This window comes from Actinosynnema sp. CA-299493 (assembly GCF_050946825.1).
Lineage (GTDB): Bacteria > Actinomycetota > Actinomycetes > Mycobacteriales > Pseudonocardiaceae > Actinosynnema.
The window spans coordinates 8149626-8166358 of sequence record NZ_CP191993.1 but is presented as its reverse complement, the minus strand read 5'-3'; the positions used below and the strand labels follow the sequence as shown (position 1 = coordinate 8166358).

18 protein-coding genes are annotated in these 16733 nt (G+C 72.6%); 10 read left to right on the top strand and 8 right to left on the bottom strand.

Going from position 1 to position 16733, the window contains the following annotated elements; genetic code table 11:
- Positions 1 to 55 precede the first annotated feature (55 nt).
- Positions 56 to 1054 (top strand): hypothetical protein, encoded by a 999-nt coding sequence (locus ACQPYE_RS34845; protein ID WP_498717347.1) that lies wholly within the window; start codon positions 56 to 58, stop codon positions 1052 to 1054.
- 16 nt (positions 1055 to 1070) lie between these two features.
- Here ACQPYE_RS34845 and ACQPYE_RS34840 read toward each other — a convergent pair whose 3' ends face one another.
- A complete protein-coding gene (locus tag ACQPYE_RS34840; protein WP_498717346.1) occupies positions 1071 to 1661 on the bottom strand; it encodes a TetR/AcrR family transcriptional regulator in 591 nt (196 codons plus the stop codon).
- A gap of 92 nt (positions 1662 to 1753) precedes the next feature.
- Here ACQPYE_RS34840 and ACQPYE_RS34835 point away from each other — a divergent pair, with 92 nt between their 5' ends.
- Both ACQPYE_RS34835 and ACQPYE_RS34830 read left to right on the top strand, forming a co-directional pair.
- Positions 1754 to 2191, top strand: a complete 438-nt coding sequence (locus tag ACQPYE_RS34835) for a nuclear transport factor 2 family protein (protein WP_498717345.1) — start codon at positions 1754 to 1756, stop codon at positions 2189 to 2191.
- Positions 2184 to 3005: an NAD(P)H-binding protein gene (locus ACQPYE_RS34830; protein ID WP_498717344.1), complete on the top strand. Its 822-nt coding sequence runs from the start codon at positions 2184 to 2186 to the stop codon at positions 3003 to 3005. The genes ACQPYE_RS34835 and ACQPYE_RS34830 overlap by 8 nt, the downstream gene beginning before the upstream one ends.
- Before the next feature lie 53 nt (positions 3006 to 3058).
- Here ACQPYE_RS34830 and ACQPYE_RS34825 read toward each other — a convergent pair whose 3' ends face one another.
- From ACQPYE_RS34825 to ACQPYE_RS34805, 5 genes are read right to left on the bottom strand one after another with little or no spacing between them, the layout of a single operon-like run.
- On the bottom strand, positions 3059 to 4027 hold the full coding sequence (locus tag ACQPYE_RS34825; RefSeq protein WP_498717343.1) for an ABC transporter substrate-binding protein: 969 nt from the start codon (positions 4025 to 4027) through the stop codon (positions 3059 to 3061).
- A gap of 13 nt (positions 4028 to 4040) precedes the next feature.
- On the bottom strand, positions 4041 to 5036 hold the full coding sequence (locus tag ACQPYE_RS34820) for an ABC transporter permease (protein WP_498717342.1): 996 nt from the start codon (positions 5034 to 5036) through the stop codon (positions 4041 to 4043).
- Positions 5033 to 5794: an ATP-binding cassette domain-containing protein gene (locus ACQPYE_RS34815; protein ID WP_498717341.1), complete on the bottom strand. Its 762-nt coding sequence runs from the start codon at positions 5792 to 5794 to the stop codon at positions 5033 to 5035. Before ACQPYE_RS34815 ends, ACQPYE_RS34820 begins: the two co-directional genes overlap by 4 nt.
- A gap of 4 nt (positions 5795 to 5798) precedes the next feature.
- Complete coding sequence (locus tag ACQPYE_RS34810; protein WP_498717340.1) at positions 5799 to 6809, bottom strand: class I mannose-6-phosphate isomerase; 1011 nt, start codon at positions 6807 to 6809, stop codon at positions 5799 to 5801.
- Positions 6806 to 7789, bottom strand: a complete 984-nt coding sequence (locus tag ACQPYE_RS34805; protein WP_498717339.1) for a LacI family DNA-binding transcriptional regulator — start codon at positions 7787 to 7789, stop codon at positions 6806 to 6808. The genes ACQPYE_RS34810 and ACQPYE_RS34805 overlap by 4 nt, the downstream gene beginning before the upstream one ends.
- Before the next feature lie 153 nt (positions 7790 to 7942).
- Between ACQPYE_RS34805 and ACQPYE_RS34800 the strand changes: the two genes are divergently transcribed.
- The 4 genes from ACQPYE_RS34800 to ACQPYE_RS34785 all read left to right on the top strand — a co-directional run bounded on the left by ACQPYE_RS34800 (position 7943) and on the right by ACQPYE_RS34785 (position 12773).
- Positions 7943 to 10177, top strand: coding sequence for a GH92 family glycosyl hydrolase (locus ACQPYE_RS34800; RefSeq protein ID WP_498717338.1), 2235 nt, complete (start codon positions 7943 to 7945; stop codon positions 10175 to 10177).
- Between the two features lie 117 nt (positions 10178 to 10294).
- Positions 10295 to 11209, top strand: coding sequence for an ABC transporter ATP-binding protein (locus ACQPYE_RS34795; RefSeq protein ID WP_498717337.1), 915 nt, complete (start codon positions 10295 to 10297; stop codon positions 11207 to 11209).
- Complete coding sequence (locus ACQPYE_RS34790) at positions 11206 to 12249, top strand: ABC transporter permease (RefSeq protein WP_498717336.1); 1044 nt, start codon at positions 11206 to 11208, stop codon at positions 12247 to 12249. Before ACQPYE_RS34795 ends, ACQPYE_RS34790 begins: the two co-directional genes overlap by 4 nt.
- Before the next feature lie 203 nt (positions 12250 to 12452).
- Positions 12453 to 12773 (top strand): DUF3817 domain-containing protein, encoded by a 321-nt coding sequence (locus ACQPYE_RS34785; protein WP_498717335.1) that lies wholly within the window; start codon positions 12453 to 12455, stop codon positions 12771 to 12773.
- Here the strand turns inward: ACQPYE_RS34785 and ACQPYE_RS34780 are convergent.
- Both ACQPYE_RS34780 and ACQPYE_RS34775 read right to left on the bottom strand, forming a co-directional pair.
- Complete coding sequence (locus ACQPYE_RS34780) at positions 12755 to 13789, bottom strand: phosphotransferase (RefSeq protein ID WP_498717334.1); 1035 nt, start codon at positions 13787 to 13789, stop codon at positions 12755 to 12757. The two genes, ACQPYE_RS34785 and ACQPYE_RS34780, sit on opposite strands and share 19 nt — an antisense overlap.
- A gap of 85 nt (positions 13790 to 13874) precedes the next feature.
- Complete coding sequence (locus ACQPYE_RS34775) at positions 13875 to 14378, bottom strand: MarR family winged helix-turn-helix transcriptional regulator (RefSeq protein ID WP_053721863.1); 504 nt, start codon at positions 14376 to 14378, stop codon at positions 13875 to 13877.
- A gap of 41 nt (positions 14379 to 14419) precedes the next feature.
- Here ACQPYE_RS34775 and ACQPYE_RS34770 point away from each other — a divergent pair, with 41 nt between their 5' ends.
- From ACQPYE_RS34770 to ACQPYE_RS34760, 3 genes are read left to right on the top strand one after another with little or no spacing between them, the layout of a single operon-like run.
- Entirely contained in the window at positions 14420 to 14722 is a 303-nt protein-coding gene (locus ACQPYE_RS34770) for an MTH1187 family thiamine-binding protein (protein ID WP_230567847.1), read from the top strand.
- A gap of 26 nt (positions 14723 to 14748) precedes the next feature.
- Positions 14749 to 15642, top strand: a complete 894-nt coding sequence (locus tag ACQPYE_RS34765) for an SCO6745 family protein (RefSeq protein WP_498717333.1) — start codon at positions 14749 to 14751, stop codon at positions 15640 to 15642.
- Between the two features lie 42 nt (positions 15643 to 15684).
- On the top strand, positions 15685 to 16674 hold the full coding sequence (locus tag ACQPYE_RS34760) for a co-chaperone YbbN (RefSeq protein WP_498717332.1): 990 nt from the start codon (positions 15685 to 15687) through the stop codon (positions 16672 to 16674).
- The last annotated feature ends 59 nt before the right edge of the window (positions 16675 to 16733 follow it).

Here is a 16733-nt window from a genome sequence, read left to right as displayed (position 1 = left end):
CGGCTCTACGAAAGACTTAGGCCACTCGGGCTCGGAGGAAAGTAAGGTCGCTGGAGTGGGGATTTTCCGGAGGAAGCGGCCTGCCGCGATCGCCCGTGAAGTGGTGCGGGACCACACTTACGACGACGCGATCCTGGACATCGCGGCGGAGGAGATGGACGCGGGCCACCTGAGGGCGGCGACCACGGTGCTCGCGGAGTGCCGTGACGACCCCGAGGTGCGGGCGCTGCGGGCCGAGGTGCTCGGCGAGCACGCCATCGGCCACGCGGACGAGCTGCTGGAGCTGGCGAAGAACAACACGGACCCGGACCTGTGGCTGCTGGCCGGCACGGCGTTCATCCGGGAGGCGTGGGCGATCCGCGGCTCGGGCCGGGCCGACAGCGTCGGCAAGGACCGGTTCAAGGTCTTCTTCGGCACGCTGCGCAAGGCCGTCGGCCCGCTGCACGAGGCCGCGAAGCTCCTGCCGCGCGACGCCGTGCCGTGGGCGCAGTTGCAGACCGCGGGCCTCGGGTTGCAGGTCGACCGGGACCAGAAGGACGAGGTGTGGCGGGAGATCGTGGCGCGGTGCGCGTCGCTGTATCCGGCGCACTGGACCCGGTTGCAGATCCTGGCGTCGAAGTGGGGCGGCTCGGCCGAGGAGATGATGGCGTTCGCGCAGGGCAGCGTCGACGCCGCGCCGCCCGGCGACCCGGTGGTGGCCATGCTGCCGCTGGCGCACTTCGAGATCTTCCTGGAGCAGTTCGAGGACGCGGTGCAGGCGCGGTCGGCGTTGAAGATCGCCACGTTGAAGATGCGCTACTTCACCCGGCACCGCGACGAGATCGCCACGGCCGCGGACAAGTGGGACTCGGCCCCGGCCAAGCCCCACCCGCGCGCGTTGCAGGCCCACAACCTGTTCGCGGCGGCCTTCGCCCTGGCCGACGACGCGCCCCGGGCGAAGCGCCACCTGCTCGGCATGCGCGACCACGTGCACGACGTGCCCTGGGCGTACGTCGCCTACCTGGCCGACGACCTGGAGAAGGAGTACTCGGAGCTGGCCAACAAGTACCTCTAGGGGCTCGCCCGCCCGATCACGCGCCGATGCCGCGCAGGACCGTGTCGACGAGCTCGTCGACGTAGCCCGGTTCCGCCCGCGAGGCCCGGACGGTGAGCCGCCAGTAGACCGCCGCGGCGAACAGGTCGAGCGCGATCTCCAGGTCGAGGTCCGGGCGCAGCTCACCGCGTTCGACGGCCCGGCGGAACATCGTGGCGGCGAGTTGCCGTCGCGGCCCGCAGACCACGGCGTCGACGACGTCGCCCAGTTCCGGGTTGCGCGCCATCTCGGCCACCAGGTCGGGCAGGATCCGCGAGAACAGCGGGTGCGCCAGCCAGGCCATGAGCGCGTGCACGGTCTCGCGCAGGTCGCCGCGCAGCGAGCCGGTGTCCGTCGTCGGCGGTGCCTGCGCCGCGGTCGCCTCGGAGATCACCGAGGTCGCCATCTCCTGCTTGGACGGCCAACGGCGGTAGAGCGCGCTCTTGCCGACGCCGGCCCGTTTCGCGACGGCTTCCATCGACAGCCGGGCGTAGCCGTGCTCGGCGAGCTCGGTCAGCACCGCTTGGGCGATGGCCTCCGTGACGGCGGGTTGCAGCACGGCCGCGCCGGTGGGCGTGCGAGGGCTCATGGTGGCGATTCTAACAAGTGGACGGGACGGTACCGTCCCGTGCTACGTTCGACGGGACGGGACCGTATCGTCCAAACGCTGAGGAGTACCGAGTGAACGCCGCTGACGTGGTCGACCGCGCCCTGGACCACCTGCTCGCCAAGGACATGACGGCCTTCGCCGGGCTGTGGGCGGAGACCGGTGTGATCGAGTTCCCGTTCGCGCCGCCCGGGTACCCGGCGCTCGTGGCAGGCCGCGCGGCGGTGCACGAGTACCTGCGCGGCTACCCGGACCTGCTCGACGTGCGGGAGATCGCCGACAAGGTCGTGCACCGCACCGCCGACCCCGCGGTGGTGGTCGTCGAGATGGAGGCGGTCGGGTTCGTGGTCGCCACCGGGCGGCCCTACCGGTTGCGCTACATCGCCGTGGTCACGGTGCGGGACGGCGAGATCCGGCACTACCGCGACTACTGGAACTCGGTGGCCGCGGCCGAGGCCCTGGGTGGTCCGGACCGGTTGACCGCCGCGTTCGCGGGTGGCCCGGGTGCCTGACTTCCTGGTGCTCGGCGCGACCGGCACCACCGGTTCCAGGGTCGCCGCGTTCCTGGCCCGGCGCGGTGTCCCGGTCCGCCGGGCGACTCGCACGCCGAGGCTGCCCGGGCAGGTGCGGTTCGACTGGGCGGACCGGGAGACGCACGCCCCCGCGTTGCGCGGGGTGTCGGCGGTCTACCTCGTCGCGCCGCTCGCGAGTGCCGACCCCGTCGCGTCGGTGGAGCCCTTCCTGGCCGAAGCCGTGCGGCAGGGCGTCCGACGGGTGGTGCTGCTCAGCTCGTCCGCGGTGCCGGAGGGCGGGCCGGGGCTGGGCGAGGTGCACCGCCTGGTCCGCGCCGTCGTGCCCGAGTGGGCGGTGCTGCGGCCGTCGTGGTTCATGCAGAACTTCGCCGGGGACGGCCCCCTGGCCCAGGACGCGCGTGGCGGCGAGATCGTCACGGCGACCGGTGCGGGCCGGGTGGCGTTCGTCGACGCGGGGGACATCGCCGCCGTCGCCGGGCACGCGCTGGCGGACGAGGCCCCGCACGACACCGAGCACGTCCTGACCGGTCCCGAGGCGCTGGGCTACGCCGACGCCGCCGCGATCGTCGCGCGGCAGCTCGGCAGGCCGGTGCGCCACCGGGCCGTCACCGCGGGAGAACTGGCCGAGCGCTTCGTCCGGCACGGCATGCCCGCCGCGTACGCCGCCGTGCTCGCCGCGCTCGACACCGACATCGCCGCCGGCGCGGAGGACCGGGTGACCGACACCGTCGAACGCGTCACCGGCCGCCCGCCGCGTGGTTTCCGCGAGTTCGCCGAGGCGGAGGTCCGGTAGCCGTCGGCGCTCGACGGGTCGGTGACCGGTGTCCCGGCCACCGACCCACCGGGTCAGCAGCGCTGCTTGTAGAAGTACTCCGAGCCGGCCTCCACGTCCGCCTTGGTCAGGGCGACCAGGTCGGTCTCGACGTCCCTCCGCACCGGCTTGCCCTCCAGCGCCGCGACGGCCTGCTCGACGCCGGTGCGGCCGATGGTCGCCGGGTCCTGCGCGATCAGCGCCTGCACCGCGCCGCCCCGCAGGTCCGCCACCTGCTTGGGCGAGGCGTCGAACCCGACCAGGTTCACCGCGCCGGTCCTGCCCGCGTTGCGCAACCCGGTCGCCGCGCCCTCGCCCGTGTTCAGGTTCGTCGCGAACACCCCGATCAGGTCCGGGTTGGCGGACAGCGTGGCGGTCACCTTGGACGCCGCCTGGTCCGGTTCGTTGTCGGTGTACTGCTGCCCGACGTACCTCAGGTTCGGGTGCTTCGCGATCTCCTCCTCGAACCCGGCGGCCCGCGCGTCCGTGGTCGACGTGCCGGCCTTGGTGTTCAGCACCAGCACCGAACCGGGTTCGCCGCCGACCAGCCCGGCGAGCGTCCGCGCGGCCAGCCGGCCGCCCTGCTCGTTGTCCGACGAGATGGTGGACACGGCGATCGACGTGTCCACCAGCCTGGTGTCGACCTCGACGACCTCGATCCCGGCGTCCTTGAGCTGCCGCATCGGCCCGGCCATGGCCTTGTCGTCGGTCGGCGCGATGAGCACCGCGCCGGGCTTGTTCGCCAGCACGCCGGTCACGATCGGCGTCTGCAAGGTGGCGTCGAACTTCGCCGGCGCCTGCACGTCGACCGAGTAGCCCGCCGCCGAGGCCGCCTCCCGGACACCGCACTCCATCGAGGTGTAGAACGGCTCCGCGGTCACACCGGGGATCAGCACCAGCTCCTTCGCGTCACCCGCGCCGCCGGTGTCGCCGATCCGCCCACCGCCACCGCAAGCCGTGAGCAGCAGAGCCGCCGAGACAAGAGCAACCGTCGTCCTTGACATGTTCTCCCTCTCCCTAGCGCTTGTCGCGAGCCCTTCGCCGCGACTGGTCGAACCACACGGCCGCCACCAGGACCAGCGCCACCGCGATCGGCTGCCAGTACACGTTCACGCCGACGATCACGAACCCCTTGCGCAGCACGGCCGGGATGAACACCCCGAGCACCGTGCCGACCACCGACCCCGCGCCGCCGAACAGGCTGGTGCCGCCGAGCACCACGGCGGCGATGGCGTTGAGGTTGTCGGTGTCGTGCCCGGTGATCGACGCGACCCGGAAGTAGGCCAGCGCCATGAACCCGGCCAGTCCCGCCAGCACGCCCGCCAGCAGGTACACCCGGACCAGGTGGCGGGTCACCGGGATGCCCGCGCGGCGTGCCGCCTCCTCGTTCGAGCCGATGGCGTACGTGTGCCGCCCGAACACCGTCGTGCCCAGCACCAGCGCGCCCACCGCCGTCACCGCGGCGGCCACCAGCACCAGGTTGGGCACGCCGAACCACGTGCCGGCGCCCAGGGTGTCGCTGAGCACGTCCGGCACGCCGGCCACGTTGGAGCCGTCGGAGAGGAGCTGCCCGGCCCCGAGCGCCGCGCCGAACGACCCGAGCGTCACGATCAGCGGCGGGAGGCCGGTGCGGGCGATGAGCAGGCCGTTCACCAGACCCCACGCCGCGCCGGACGCCAAGGCCACCAGCAGCCCGACCAGCACCACACCCCACCCGGCGGTGGTCGCGTCGCCGTCGTGCAGGGCGTTCATCGCCATGGCGGACGTGACGCCGGAGAACACCAGCACCGAGCCGACGGACAGGTCGATCCCGGCGGTGACGACCACGTACGTCATGCCGACCGACAGCACCAGCAGCACCGAGGTCTCGACCAGCGTCGTCTGCAACGTGAACGCGGTCAGCACCGCGTCCGGCCGCAGCGCGCCGAACACCGCGACCAGCACCAGCAGCACCACCGCGATCCACAACGTGTTCGCGCCGGCCAGGCGTCGCAGGCCGGTGCGCGGCTTCACGCGTCCTCCTGGGTCGACGCGCCGGTCATCGCGCCGACCAACTCCTCGACCGTGGTGGCCGCCGCGTCGAACCGGGCCACCCGCCGACCGAGCCGCAGCACCTCGACCCGGTCCGCCACGGCCAGCACCTCGGGCATGTTGTGGCTGATCAGCACCACCGCCATGCCCTGGTCGCGCACCCGCCGCAGCACGTCGAGGACCCGTTCGCGCTGCACCACGCCCAACGCCGCGGTCGGCTCGTCCAGGAACACCAACCGGCTCGCCCACACCACCGACCGGGCCACCGCGACGCTCTGGCGCTGGCCACCCGACAGCGCGCCGATCGGCACGTCCACGTCCGGCAGCGACACGCCGAGGTCGTGGAACGAGGCCACCGCCCGCCGCCGCATCTCCCGCCCGTCCAGCACGCCGAGCCTGCCGAGCAGGCCGGGGCGGCGCAGCTCCCGGCCCAGGAACAGGTTCGCCGCCGGGTCCAGGTCCGGCGCCACGGCCAGGTCCTGGTACACGGTCTCGATGCCGAGCGCCCGTGCGGACGCCGGCGAGCCCAGCGCGACCGGCGCGCCGTCGAACAGGATGGTCCCCGAGTCCGGCCGCGCCACCCCGGACAGGCACTTCACCAGCGTCGACTTGCCCGCGCCGTTGTCGCCGACGAGCGCGACCACCTCGCCCGCGTGCGCGGTGAACGAGGCGCCGCGCAACGCCTCCACGTTCCCGTAGTGCTTCACCAACTCCCGTGCGTCCAACAGGGGTAACGCCATGCGCTCAGCTCCCGGGGCTCGACACCGATGGCGGCCTGCACCGGACGGCGACCACGTCGCCGGTCACCACGACCTCACCCGCCGCGTGCGGCACGACCACCGTGCTGCCCCGGTGCACCGCGACGGGACCCAGCGTGCCGGCGCCCTCCAGCACCACGAACACGCCGAACGAGGGCTCCAGCGCCGCCGTGCCGGACACGTGCAGCCGGTCGGCGCGGAAGAACGGGTCGGCCTGGGCGTCGAACAGGGCCACCGACGGCCCGGTGAGCGCCTGGGTCCGGCGCACGAGGTCGCCGGGCGACTGGGCGCGGCGCTCCAGGCACTCCAACGCCTTGTCGTAGCCCAGGCCGAGGTGCCCGGCCTCGGCGTCGGCCAGGAAGCCCCGCCACTCCAACGTGACCGAGAAGTCCGTCGGCTGCTGGAGCTCGACGATGAACACGCCCTCGCCGATCGCGTGCGGCACGCCGGCGGGCACGAACACCGTGTCGCCGGGGGAGACCCGGACCGGGTTCAGCGCGCCGAGCATGGCGGCGGAGTCCTGGGTGGACACCCACTCGGCGGCGACGGCGGCGGGCACGTCCTCGCGGAAACCGATGTACACCGTCGGGTCCGGGCCGGACGTGCCGATCACGATCCACGCCTCGGTCTTGCCGTGCCGGCAGCCCAGGTGGGTGGCCGCGAACGCGTCGGACGGGTGGCAGTGCACCGGCAGCCGCTGCCCGGCGTCGAGCAGCTTCACCAGCAGCGCGGTGTCCGCGCCGAACTCCGCCGCGTGCTCCGCGCCCAACCACAGCGCCGGGTCCGCCGCCACCGCGTCGCGCAACCACCGCCCGTCCGGCAGGCGTGACAACCCGGCCTCGTCCTTGCCGAACTGCGTGGTGGCCGACGCGACCCAGTCCTCGGGCCCCAGGTCGGCCACGTCCCGCCGGCGGAACGCCGCGATGGCCGGGCCTCCCCGGTAGAACTGCCGGGGCTGGTTGGCCTCCAGCGCGACGGGCTGGGCATCGGAACTCATGCGGGTACCTCTCCTGATCCACGGGCCACCAACCGGACCGGCAGGACGACGCGGCGCGGTGGTGAGCCGTCGCCGTCCAACCGGGCGAAGAGCAGGTCCGCCGCTGCCTTGCCGAGCGCGCTCGCGTCGTGCGCGATCACGGTCACCGGCGGTGACAGCAGGTCGGCCAGTTCGAAGTCGTCGAAGCCCACGAGCGCGGGCCGCACGGCGGTGCCCGCCAACGCGCGCACCGCGTGCACGGTGATCCGGTTGTTGCCGGTCACCACGGCGGTGGCCGGGTCGGCGGCGTTCCGCAGGCCCTGCAACGCCTTGCGCACCGACTCCTCGTCGTGCGGGCCCATGACGACCAGCGGCTCGTGGTAGCCGATGCCGGCCCGCAGGCAGCCCTCGCGGTAGCCGCGCAGGCGCTCGTTGGCGGTGAAGATGTCCGGCGCGTCGCCGAGGAACGCGATCCGCCGGTGCCCGAACGACGCCAGGTGCGCGACCGCCTCGGCGGTGCCGCCGATGTTGTCCACCAGCACGGTGTCGGCGACCACGTCACCGGCCGGCCGGTCCAGGAACACCACCGGCGTGCCCGCCCGCATCTCCGGCACCAGGTACCCGTGCTGCAACCCGGCGGGCACGATCAGCAGCCCGTCCACCCGCCGTGAGCAGAACTCCAGCGACAGCTCGCGCTCGCGCGCCGGGTCCTCGTCCGACGAGCCGGTGATCACCTGGCGCCCGCGCAGCCGGGCGACCTCCTCGACCGCGCGCGTGACACCCGAGTAGAACGGGTTGCCGACGTCCTCCAGCACCAGGCCGACCGTGCCCGTCGACGAGCCCCGGCGCAGGTTGCGCGCGCTGAGGTTGCGCCGGAAGCCGAGCTGGTCGATCGCCGCGAGCACCCGTTCGGCCGTGGCCGGGTGCACCCCCGCCTCGTCGTTCACCACGCGCGAGACGGTCTTGATGCTGACGCCCGCCAGCCGTGCCACGTCGTTCATCGTGGCACGCCGAACCTTCCGGGCGCCTGCCGCGCCGTTGGGGGACAACGTTGTCATAGTGGCCGAATCACACACCCCGTGTTCACGGATGTCAACGCCCGCGGCCGTCTCGAAGTGGTCGCCATCGCGGTGGGCTGACCCTATGGTGGATCGGTGACGGCTGACCCCGTGGAGTCCGTGAACACGTTCATCGGCACGAAGGACGACGGGAACACGTTCCCGGGCGCGTCGATGCCGTTCGGCATGGCGCAGTCGAGCCCGATCGGCTCGCACTACGCCGGCTACCGCTACGACGACCCGGTGATCCGGGGCTTCGGGCACTTCTTCCTGTCCGGCGCGGGGTGCTCGGAGCAGGGCGGGCTGGTGTCGGTCCTGCCGACGACCGGCCTGCCGCGCGGCTTCGACCACCGTTCCTACGGCGCGGCGTACACGCACGAGGGCGAGGTCGGCCGGCCCGGCTACTACCGGGTGCGGCTGGCGTCCGGCATCACCGCGGAGGCGACGGCGACGACCCGGGCCGGGGTGGAGCGGTTCGCGTTCCCGGCCGGGGTGACGCCGCACGTGCTGGTGAACGTGGGCCAGGCGAACGACCAGGAGCCCGTGTCCGCCAGCAGCGTGCGGGTGGTGGACGACCGGACCCTGGCCGGAACCGTGGTCGCGCAGGCGTTCTGCGGCGGCAAGCCGTACACGACGTACTTCACCACGACGTTCGACCGGCCGTTCAAGGCCACCGGCAACTGGGGCGGCGCGGAGGGCGGCGCGGGGCTGCGCGGGCAGTGGGTGAGGTTCGAGGACGGCCCGGTGACCGTGGCCACTGCGATCTCGCACGTGGACGCGGACGGCGCCGCGAAGAACCTCGGGGAGGCTCGCGGGAGGACGTTCGACGAGGTGCGCGCGGCGGCCCAGGAGGCGTGGCGGCGTGAGCTGTCGAGCGTCGAGACCTCCTCGACCGGCGCCGACCGCACGGTCTTCTACACCGCGCTCTACCACGTGCTGCTGCAACCGTTGACGGGCAACGACGTGGACGGCCGGTACCGCGGGTTCGACGGGCAGGTGCACACGGCCGACGGCTGGACGTACTACGAGTACTTCTCGCTCTGGGACACCTACCGCGCGCAGAACCAGTTGCTGGCGCTGCTGCGGCCGTCACGGGCGAAGGACATCGCGCGGTCGTTGCTGGCGATCCACGAGCAGGGCGGCTGGCTGCCCCGGTGGGCCTACGCCAACCAGGAGACGAACACCATGACCGGCGACCCGGTCACGCCGTTCCTGGTGGACCTGTGGCGGTTCGGCGCGGTGGCGGGTCTGGAGGAGCGGGCCTACGCGGCGCTGTGGCAGAACGCGACCGGCGTGCCGCCCGCGTCGTCGCCGTTCGAGGGCAGGGTGGGCAACCCGTCCTACCTGCGCAACGGCTTCGTGCAGTACGACAAGGACTTCCGCAAGAAGGGGCAGGACGTCGACCCGCACCACGGCGCTTCGGCGACGTTGGAGTACGCGCTGGCCGACTCCGCGCTGTCGATCATGGCACGCGCGCTGGGCCGCCAGGACGACGCCGAGGTCCTGCGCCGCCGCGGGCTGAACTACCGGGTGCTGTGGGACCGCGCGGTGGCCGACCGCGGGTTCACCGGCTTCCCCCGGCCGAAGCTGGCCGACGGCAGGTGGCTGGCCCCGTTCACCCCGCAGGGGCCGGACGGGTTCCACGAGGGCACGGCGTGGCAGTACCAGTGGCTGGCGCAGCAGGACGTGGCCGGTCTGGTGGAGCTGCTCGGCGGCCGTGCCGCGGCGCTCGCCCGGCTGGACGACTTCTTCGCCTACCCGGACCTGGTGGCGGACCCGGCGGGGACGGTGCGCTCGAAGTGGGTCGTCGGGCCGTACAGCTACTACAACCAGTTCCGCTACAACCCGAACAACGAGCCGGACCTGCACGTGCCGTGGATGTACGCGCTGGTGGGGCAGCCGTGGAAGACCTCGGCCGTGGTGCGGGCGGCGCAGACGTTGTTCGTCGACGCGCCGAACGGCGTGACCGGCAACGACGACCTGGGCCAGATGTCGGCCTGGTACGTGCTCGGCGCCCTGGGCCTGTACCCGGTCACGCCCGGGACCGGCGACCTCGTGCTGAACGCGCCGAGGTTCGACCGGGCGGTGGTCCACCTGGAGAACGGCCGGGACATCACCATCACGGCGGCCGGCGCGGACCCGTCGGAACTCCGGTACGTGCGCTCGCTCCACGTCGACTCGCAGCCGTGGGACGACGTGCGCCTGAACGTCGACCGGCTCGACGGCGCGCGCCTCGACTTCGTCCTGACCGCGGACCCGGCGGAAGCGACGTGGGCGACCCGTCCGGAGTCCGCGCCACCCCCTCCCGGCACGGGCGGGCACGTCTCGTGATCGGGGCCGTGCGCAGCGCTACCAAGGGATGCGTCGAAGGTCTCGATCGACGACTACTTCCGTCGCGAACGGATCGAAGCGCCACCGGCGGCGTCCGGCACGGCTTACCGTCCAGCCATGACAGGGGCACGCATACCGGCCGTCGTGGTTGCCGACATCAGGAAGAGCTACGGCGAGCTGAAAGCGGTGGACGGCGTCTCGTTCACCGTCGCCGAGGGGGAGTTCTTCGGCATCCTGGGGCCGAACGGCGCGGGCAAGACGACCACGCTGGAGATCGTCGAGGGCCTGCGCAAGCCCGACGGCGGCCAGGTGACGCTGCTCGGCGAGCAGCCGTGGCCGCGCAACCCGAAGCTGCTGCCGCGCATCGGCGTGCAGCTCCAGGCGTCGAGCTTCTTCGAGAAGCTGACCGCCCGTGAGCAGCTCCAGACGTTCGGCTCCCTGTACGGCGTCACCCGCCGCACGGCCGACGAGATGCTGGAGCTCGTCGGCCTGACCGACAAGGCGGACGTGCAGGAGAACAAGCTCTCCGGCGGCCAGCGCCAGCGCCTGTCGATCGCGTGCGCCCTCGTGCACGACCCGGACCTCGTCTTCCTGGACGAGCCGACCGCCGCGCTCGACCCGCAGGCCAGGCGCAACCTGTGGGACGTGCTGCGGGCGATCCAGGCCAGGGGCAAGACCATCGTGTACACGACCCACTACCTCGACGAGGCCGAGATCCTGTGCGACCGCGTGGCGATCATGGACCGGGGCCGGATCCTCGCCATGGACGCGCCCGCGACGTTGGTGCGCGGTCTCGACGCGCCGACGCACGTGGTGCTGCAGAAGGGGTTGCTGACGCGTGAGGCGGCGCGTGGCATCACCGGGGTCGACGACGCGCACGAGGACGAGGTGTCGTTGACCATCTCCACCCGCAAGCCCGCGCCGGTGCTGTCGGCGCTCGCCGAACGCGGCAGCCTGGACGGGTTGCAGGTGCGCACGGCCACGTTGGAGGACGTCTTCCTCGACCTGACCGGACGGGAGTACCGCGCATGACCGCGTTCCGGAGCCTCTCGGTCGCGATGATCAAGGGCTTCCTGCGGGACAGGATGACGTTGTTCTTCGTCTTCCTGTTCCCGCTGATGTTCCTCGTCGTGTTCGGGCTGCTGCTCGGCGACTCGGGCAGCGACAAGACCAAGATCGCGGCGGTGGGCGACGGGCCCGTGCTGACGACGTTGGAGCAGACCGGCGCGATCGAGCTGGAGAAGTACGACGACACGGCCGCCGCGCGGCGGAAGGTGGACGACGGCGACCTGCCCGCCGCCGTGGTGGTGTCCGGTGATCGCGTGGAGCTGATCTACGCGGCGAGCGACCAGGTCGCGGCGGGCACCGTGCTGGGGATCGTGTCCGGCGTGGTCGACAAGATCAACCTGGGTGCGGCGGACGTGGTTCCCCGGTTCACGTTGGAGGCGAAGTCGGTCGAGGACGCGTCGCTCAAGCCGATCCAGTACCTGACGCCGGGCATCCTGTCGTGGGCGATCTCGTTCTCGGGCGTGTTCGGCTCGGCGCTGACCATGGTGGCGTGGCGCAAGAAGCAGGTGCTGCGGCGGATCCGGCTGGCGCCGGTGAGCACGACGACCGTGCTGACGTCGCGGGTGGTGGTGAGCGTGGGCACCGCGGTCGTGCAGGGCGTCGTGTTCGTGGCGGTGGCGCTGCTGCCGGTGTTCGGGCTGAAGCTGACCGGGCAGTGGTACCTGGCGCTGCCGTTGCTGGTGCTGGGCACCACGGCGTTCTTCGCGATCGGGATGCTGGTGGGCGCGTTCTGCAAGACGGAGGAGTCGGCGTCGGGCGCGGCGAACGTCATCATCATGCCGATGGCGTTCCTGTCGGGCACGTTCTTCCCGGTGGAGAACGCCCCGGCGTGGTTGCGGGCGGTGTCGAACGTCTTCCCGTTGCGCCACATGAACGACGGCATGCTGGACGTCCTGGTGCGGGGCAAGGGCGTGGAAGCCCTCCTCGTCCCCTCCGCCGTCCTGATCGCCTTCACCCTGGTCGTGGGCTTCATCGCCGCCCGCATCTTCCGCTGGGAAGACTGACCCCGCGAGAGTCCTACCTCCAGACGCCGAGAGTCCTACGTTCACGACACCCGAATTCAACGCTCAGCGTCGCCAGCGGCTTGCCCTGCGCGTGCTGAGCGTTGAATTCAAGGGCTCTGAACGTAGGACTCTCGCGGCGTGAACGTAGGACTCTCGACGGGGGTGGGGGTGGGGTGAGGGGGGTCACGAAGCACAATGGGGGCATGCTCAGCAGCGCTGTTGGTCGGTTTCGCCTGCTCGCCATGGCCGAGGCGGTGTCGTGGGCCGGTCTGTTGATCGGCATGTTCTTCAAGTACGTCGTGGTGGAGAACGAGATCGGCGTCAAGATCTTCGGGCCCGTGCACGGCGCGATCTTCGTCGGCTACGTCCTGGTGACGTTGATGCTGGCGCACCGCTGGGACCGCAAGACGCTCGTCCTCGGCCTGCTCGCGAGCATCCCGCCGTTCGGCACCGTGGTGTTCGAGCGCTGGGCCAACCGCACCGGTCGGCTGGCCGGGACCGAGGCTCAGACCTCCGGCGACTGAGCCCGCGCCAACTCCGCCTCGGGGTCACCGAGGTGGTACACGCGCTCGCTCGGCTCGATGTTGTCCAGGAACTCCTGGTACACCAGCGCGCCCACGAGGTGTGACGCCGGCCGGGCGTGCCGCAGCGCGCTCGCCGGATCGCTCGACGGGAAGTGGCGCGACCACGCGTCGACCCACACGCGCTCGACCACCGCCCGGAACTCCGGCGCGACGAACCCGATCAGCCGCGCCGCGTCCAACGCCGGGTGGCCCCAGTGCGCGTCGCCCCAGTCGAGCACGACACCGCCGGAACGCCAGTTGCCCGGGTGGAAGTCGCCGTGCAGCAGGGTCTGCGGCAGCCCGAAGTCCGGCACGCGCACCCCGCGCGTCCGCAACCGCGGCTCACCGGCCAACGCCGCCTGCACCGCCACCCACCGCGGCACGATCCGCTCGACCACGTCCGCACCCGGCTGCCAGCAGTCCACCCCCGGCGCCTCCGCGAGCAGCACCCGACCGGGCTCGGCCGCGATGAGCCCCGGCGCCAACGACGGGTCGACCGACGCCACCAGCCCGATCACCTCGGCCTCGTCCGCCGTGAACGGCGGCGTGGCCTTCGCCCACACGTCCCCGCGCGCGGTCGGCAGCCGGTACAGGCACGACAGGTTCCACGTCTTCACCTGCACCGCCGGCCCGGTCACGGCGACGTGCCCCCGCGCCCACTCGACCAACGCCGCCGGCCCACCCGGGCGCGCCCACGGCAGCCGCAGCGGGTGGTCCTCGAACGAGTGCCGCCCACCGGTCCTCAGGCCGCGGTCCGGCACGCGGTCGGCCTCCACCTGGTACGTCACCACGCCGTCGCGCATGGCCGGCGTGGTGGTCCCGACCAGCCGCAACACGCTCGTCGTCACGCCGAGGTCCCGGTCCAGGCGCGCGGTCACGGGCTCGACGTCGTTCCACCAAGGACTGGCCACCGAGAACGGCTCCGCCTCGCCGACGAACCGGTCGCCGACCGTCACCAGAGCCCTGATCTCGCGCACGACGTGCAGCGTGGCCGGGCCGGCGGCGGTCTGTCGACCGAATTCGACCGCCGAGACGCAGTCCCCGGGAGCCGGTCCCCGGGATTCAGTCCTCGAAGTCGCCGACCGCGCGGCGGACCTTCGCCAGCAGGTCGGTCAGCTGCTCGGTCTGCCGGTCGGTCAGCCCGCGCAACCCGAACTCGACGCCGGTCACGGCTTCGGTGGCGGCCTCGCGCCGGGCGTGCCCGGCCTCGGTGATCTCCACGAGGGTGGTGCGCCGGTCGGTGGGGTGGGGGTTGCGGCGCACGAGTCCGTCGGCTTCCAGCCGGTCCACGATGTTCGTGACGCTCGTCGGGTGCAGCTGGAGCCGCTCGCCCATGACCCGCATCGGCAGGCTGCCCGTGCGGGCGAACGTCAACAGCACCAGCGCCTCGAACCGCGCGAAGGTCAACCCGTGCGGCTTGAGGGCGGCGTCCACGGCGGACTGGATGATCTGCTGTACTCGCATGACGCTGGTGACCGCCGCCATCGCCGTCGACGGTCCGATCCGCTTCTCCCACAGCTCGGCGGCGCGCGCGATGGGGTCGAACGGCAGCGGCTGGGACGTCATGCGCCGAAGCTACCAGTGGGTACCCCGACCAGGAGGCAGAAGTGCTCGTCGCGTTCAGTGTGAGCCCGCTCGGCGGTGAGTCCGACGGCGTGGCCGAGGCCGTCGCCCAGGCGGTGCGGGTGGTCCGCGAGTCCGGCCTGCCGAACGAGACCAACGCCATGTTCACGCTGGTCGAGGGCGAGTGGGACGAGGTGATGGCGGTGGTGAAGAAGGCGACGGAGGTCGTGCAGGCGACCGCGCCGCGGGTCAGCCTCGTGCTCAAAGCGGACATCAGGCCCGGCTGGACGGGGCAGCTCACGGCCAAGGTGGAGCGGGTCGAACAACACCTGGCAGCTGACGAATAGTCGGACGTCCGACTATCTTGGTGGTCATGGAGCCGAGAGACCTGTGGGTCCGCTTCGAGACCTACCACGACGTCACGTACTTCTCGCCGGAGTCACGGGCGGTCACCGACGCGCTGGGCTGCAAGGGCGGCTGGATGGGCTACTTCGGCCAGCGCGCGGCGCCGTTGGGCGCGGCGTCGCCGGAGGTCGTGACCGCCGCGTTCTACAACTTCCACCCGCGCATGGTGGCCCGCGCGCTGCCCGACGCCTGGGACGTGGCCGATCCCGCCCGCTTCCTGGAGGCACGGCTGGAGGGCGTCGACGGGGCGTTGCGGCGGATGCTGGCGAGCCTGGACGTCGCCGAGGCCGCCGAACTGGCCGCTCAGGCGGCCGAGGCCGCGCCGACGGCGGGACGGGTGCTGGCCGCCGCGAACCGCGCGCTGCCCTTGCCCGACGAGCCGCACCTGGCGCTGTGGCAGGCCTGCACGACGTTGCGCGAGTCGCGTGGTGACGGTCACGTGGCCGCGCTGGTGGCCGCCGACCTCGGGCCGTGCGAGACGTTGGTGCTGTTCGGCGCCGACAAGGGCTTGGACCCGGCGTACATGCGCAGCGCGCGCGGCTGGTCGGAAGAGGAATGGCGGGAAGCCGAAGCGACGCTCATCGGCCGTGGCCTGCTCCGCGACCGCGACCGCGACCGCGACGGCGTCGGCAACGGCGCCGGCACCAGCGCCGGCCTCACGCCCGCCGGTCGGGCGTTGCGGGAGGACGTCGAACGGCGCACCGACGAGGCCGCCACCCGTCCGTGGGATGTCCTGGGCGCGGCGGGCACCGCCCGCTTCGCCGAGCTGACGACCCCGATCGCGCTTCGCCTGGGGCGGTTGAACGAGGCCATGCGGACGAACCCGATGGCGATCGACCCGGTCGCGCAACTCCCCGGCTAGCCGCGCGCGGCCGGCCGCCGGACTCGTGCCAGGATGGAAGGCGTGACAAGGCCAGACCCCCGAAAGACCGCCGCACTGTCCGCCGCGTTGTCCGGGGCGGTCGACCTCGGCGCGCTGAAGGCCCGGGCCGACGCCGCGAGGCAGCGCGCCACCGCCCCACCCCCGTCGCCCGGCTCCGGCGGAGCCGTCGGCGGCTCGGACGCCGGTCCGAGCCCGTGGGTGCTCGACGTCACTGAGGCGACGTTCCAGTCGGTCGTCGAACGCTCCCTGGACATCCCGGTCGTCGTCGAGCTGACCGCGGCGTGGAGCCCCGAGGCGGGCGAACTCTCACCCGTGCTGGAACGCGCCGCCCGGGCGGGCGGCGGCACCTGGCTGCTGGCCAGGGTCGACCTCGACGCCAACCCGCGCATCGGCCAGGTGTTCGGCGTGCAGTCCGTGCCGACCGTGGTCGCCATCGCCGGCGGCCAGCCCCTCGACGCCTTCGCCGGACCGCTGCCGGAAGCCGAGTTCGGCCAGTGGATCGCCCGCCTGCTGGACGCCCTGCGCGACCGCCTGCCGGGCATCAAGGCGGCCGAGGCGAACCGCGGGGCGGTACCCGACGAGGAGCCCGTCGCCGAGCCGGAGGACCCCCGCTTCGCCGCCGCCGAGGACGCCTTCGAGCAGGGCGACTTCGCCGCCGCCGAGGCCGCGTACGAGGCGATCCTGGCCGCCGAACCGGCCAACGCCGAGGCCAAGGCCGCCCTGGCGCAGGTCCGGTTCACGGCTCGGGCCGAGGCGGTGCCCGCGGACGCCATCGCGAAGGCCGACGCCGACCGGGACGACGTGGACGCCCAACTCGCCGCCGCGGACCTGGAGCTGGCGACGAACGACGTCGACCAGGCGTTCAAGCGGCTGGTCGACACGGTCCGCCGGGTCTTCGGCGAGGACCGCGACAAGGTCCGCGAACACCTGGTGGGCCTGTTCGAGCTCTTCCCGCCGGACGACGACCGGGTCGCCAAGGCCCGCCGCAACCTGGCCAGCGCCCTGTTCTGAGCCCGTCCGCTGACAGGGGTCCGCCCGCCGGGCCCCTGTCAGCCACCACCGCTCGGCCG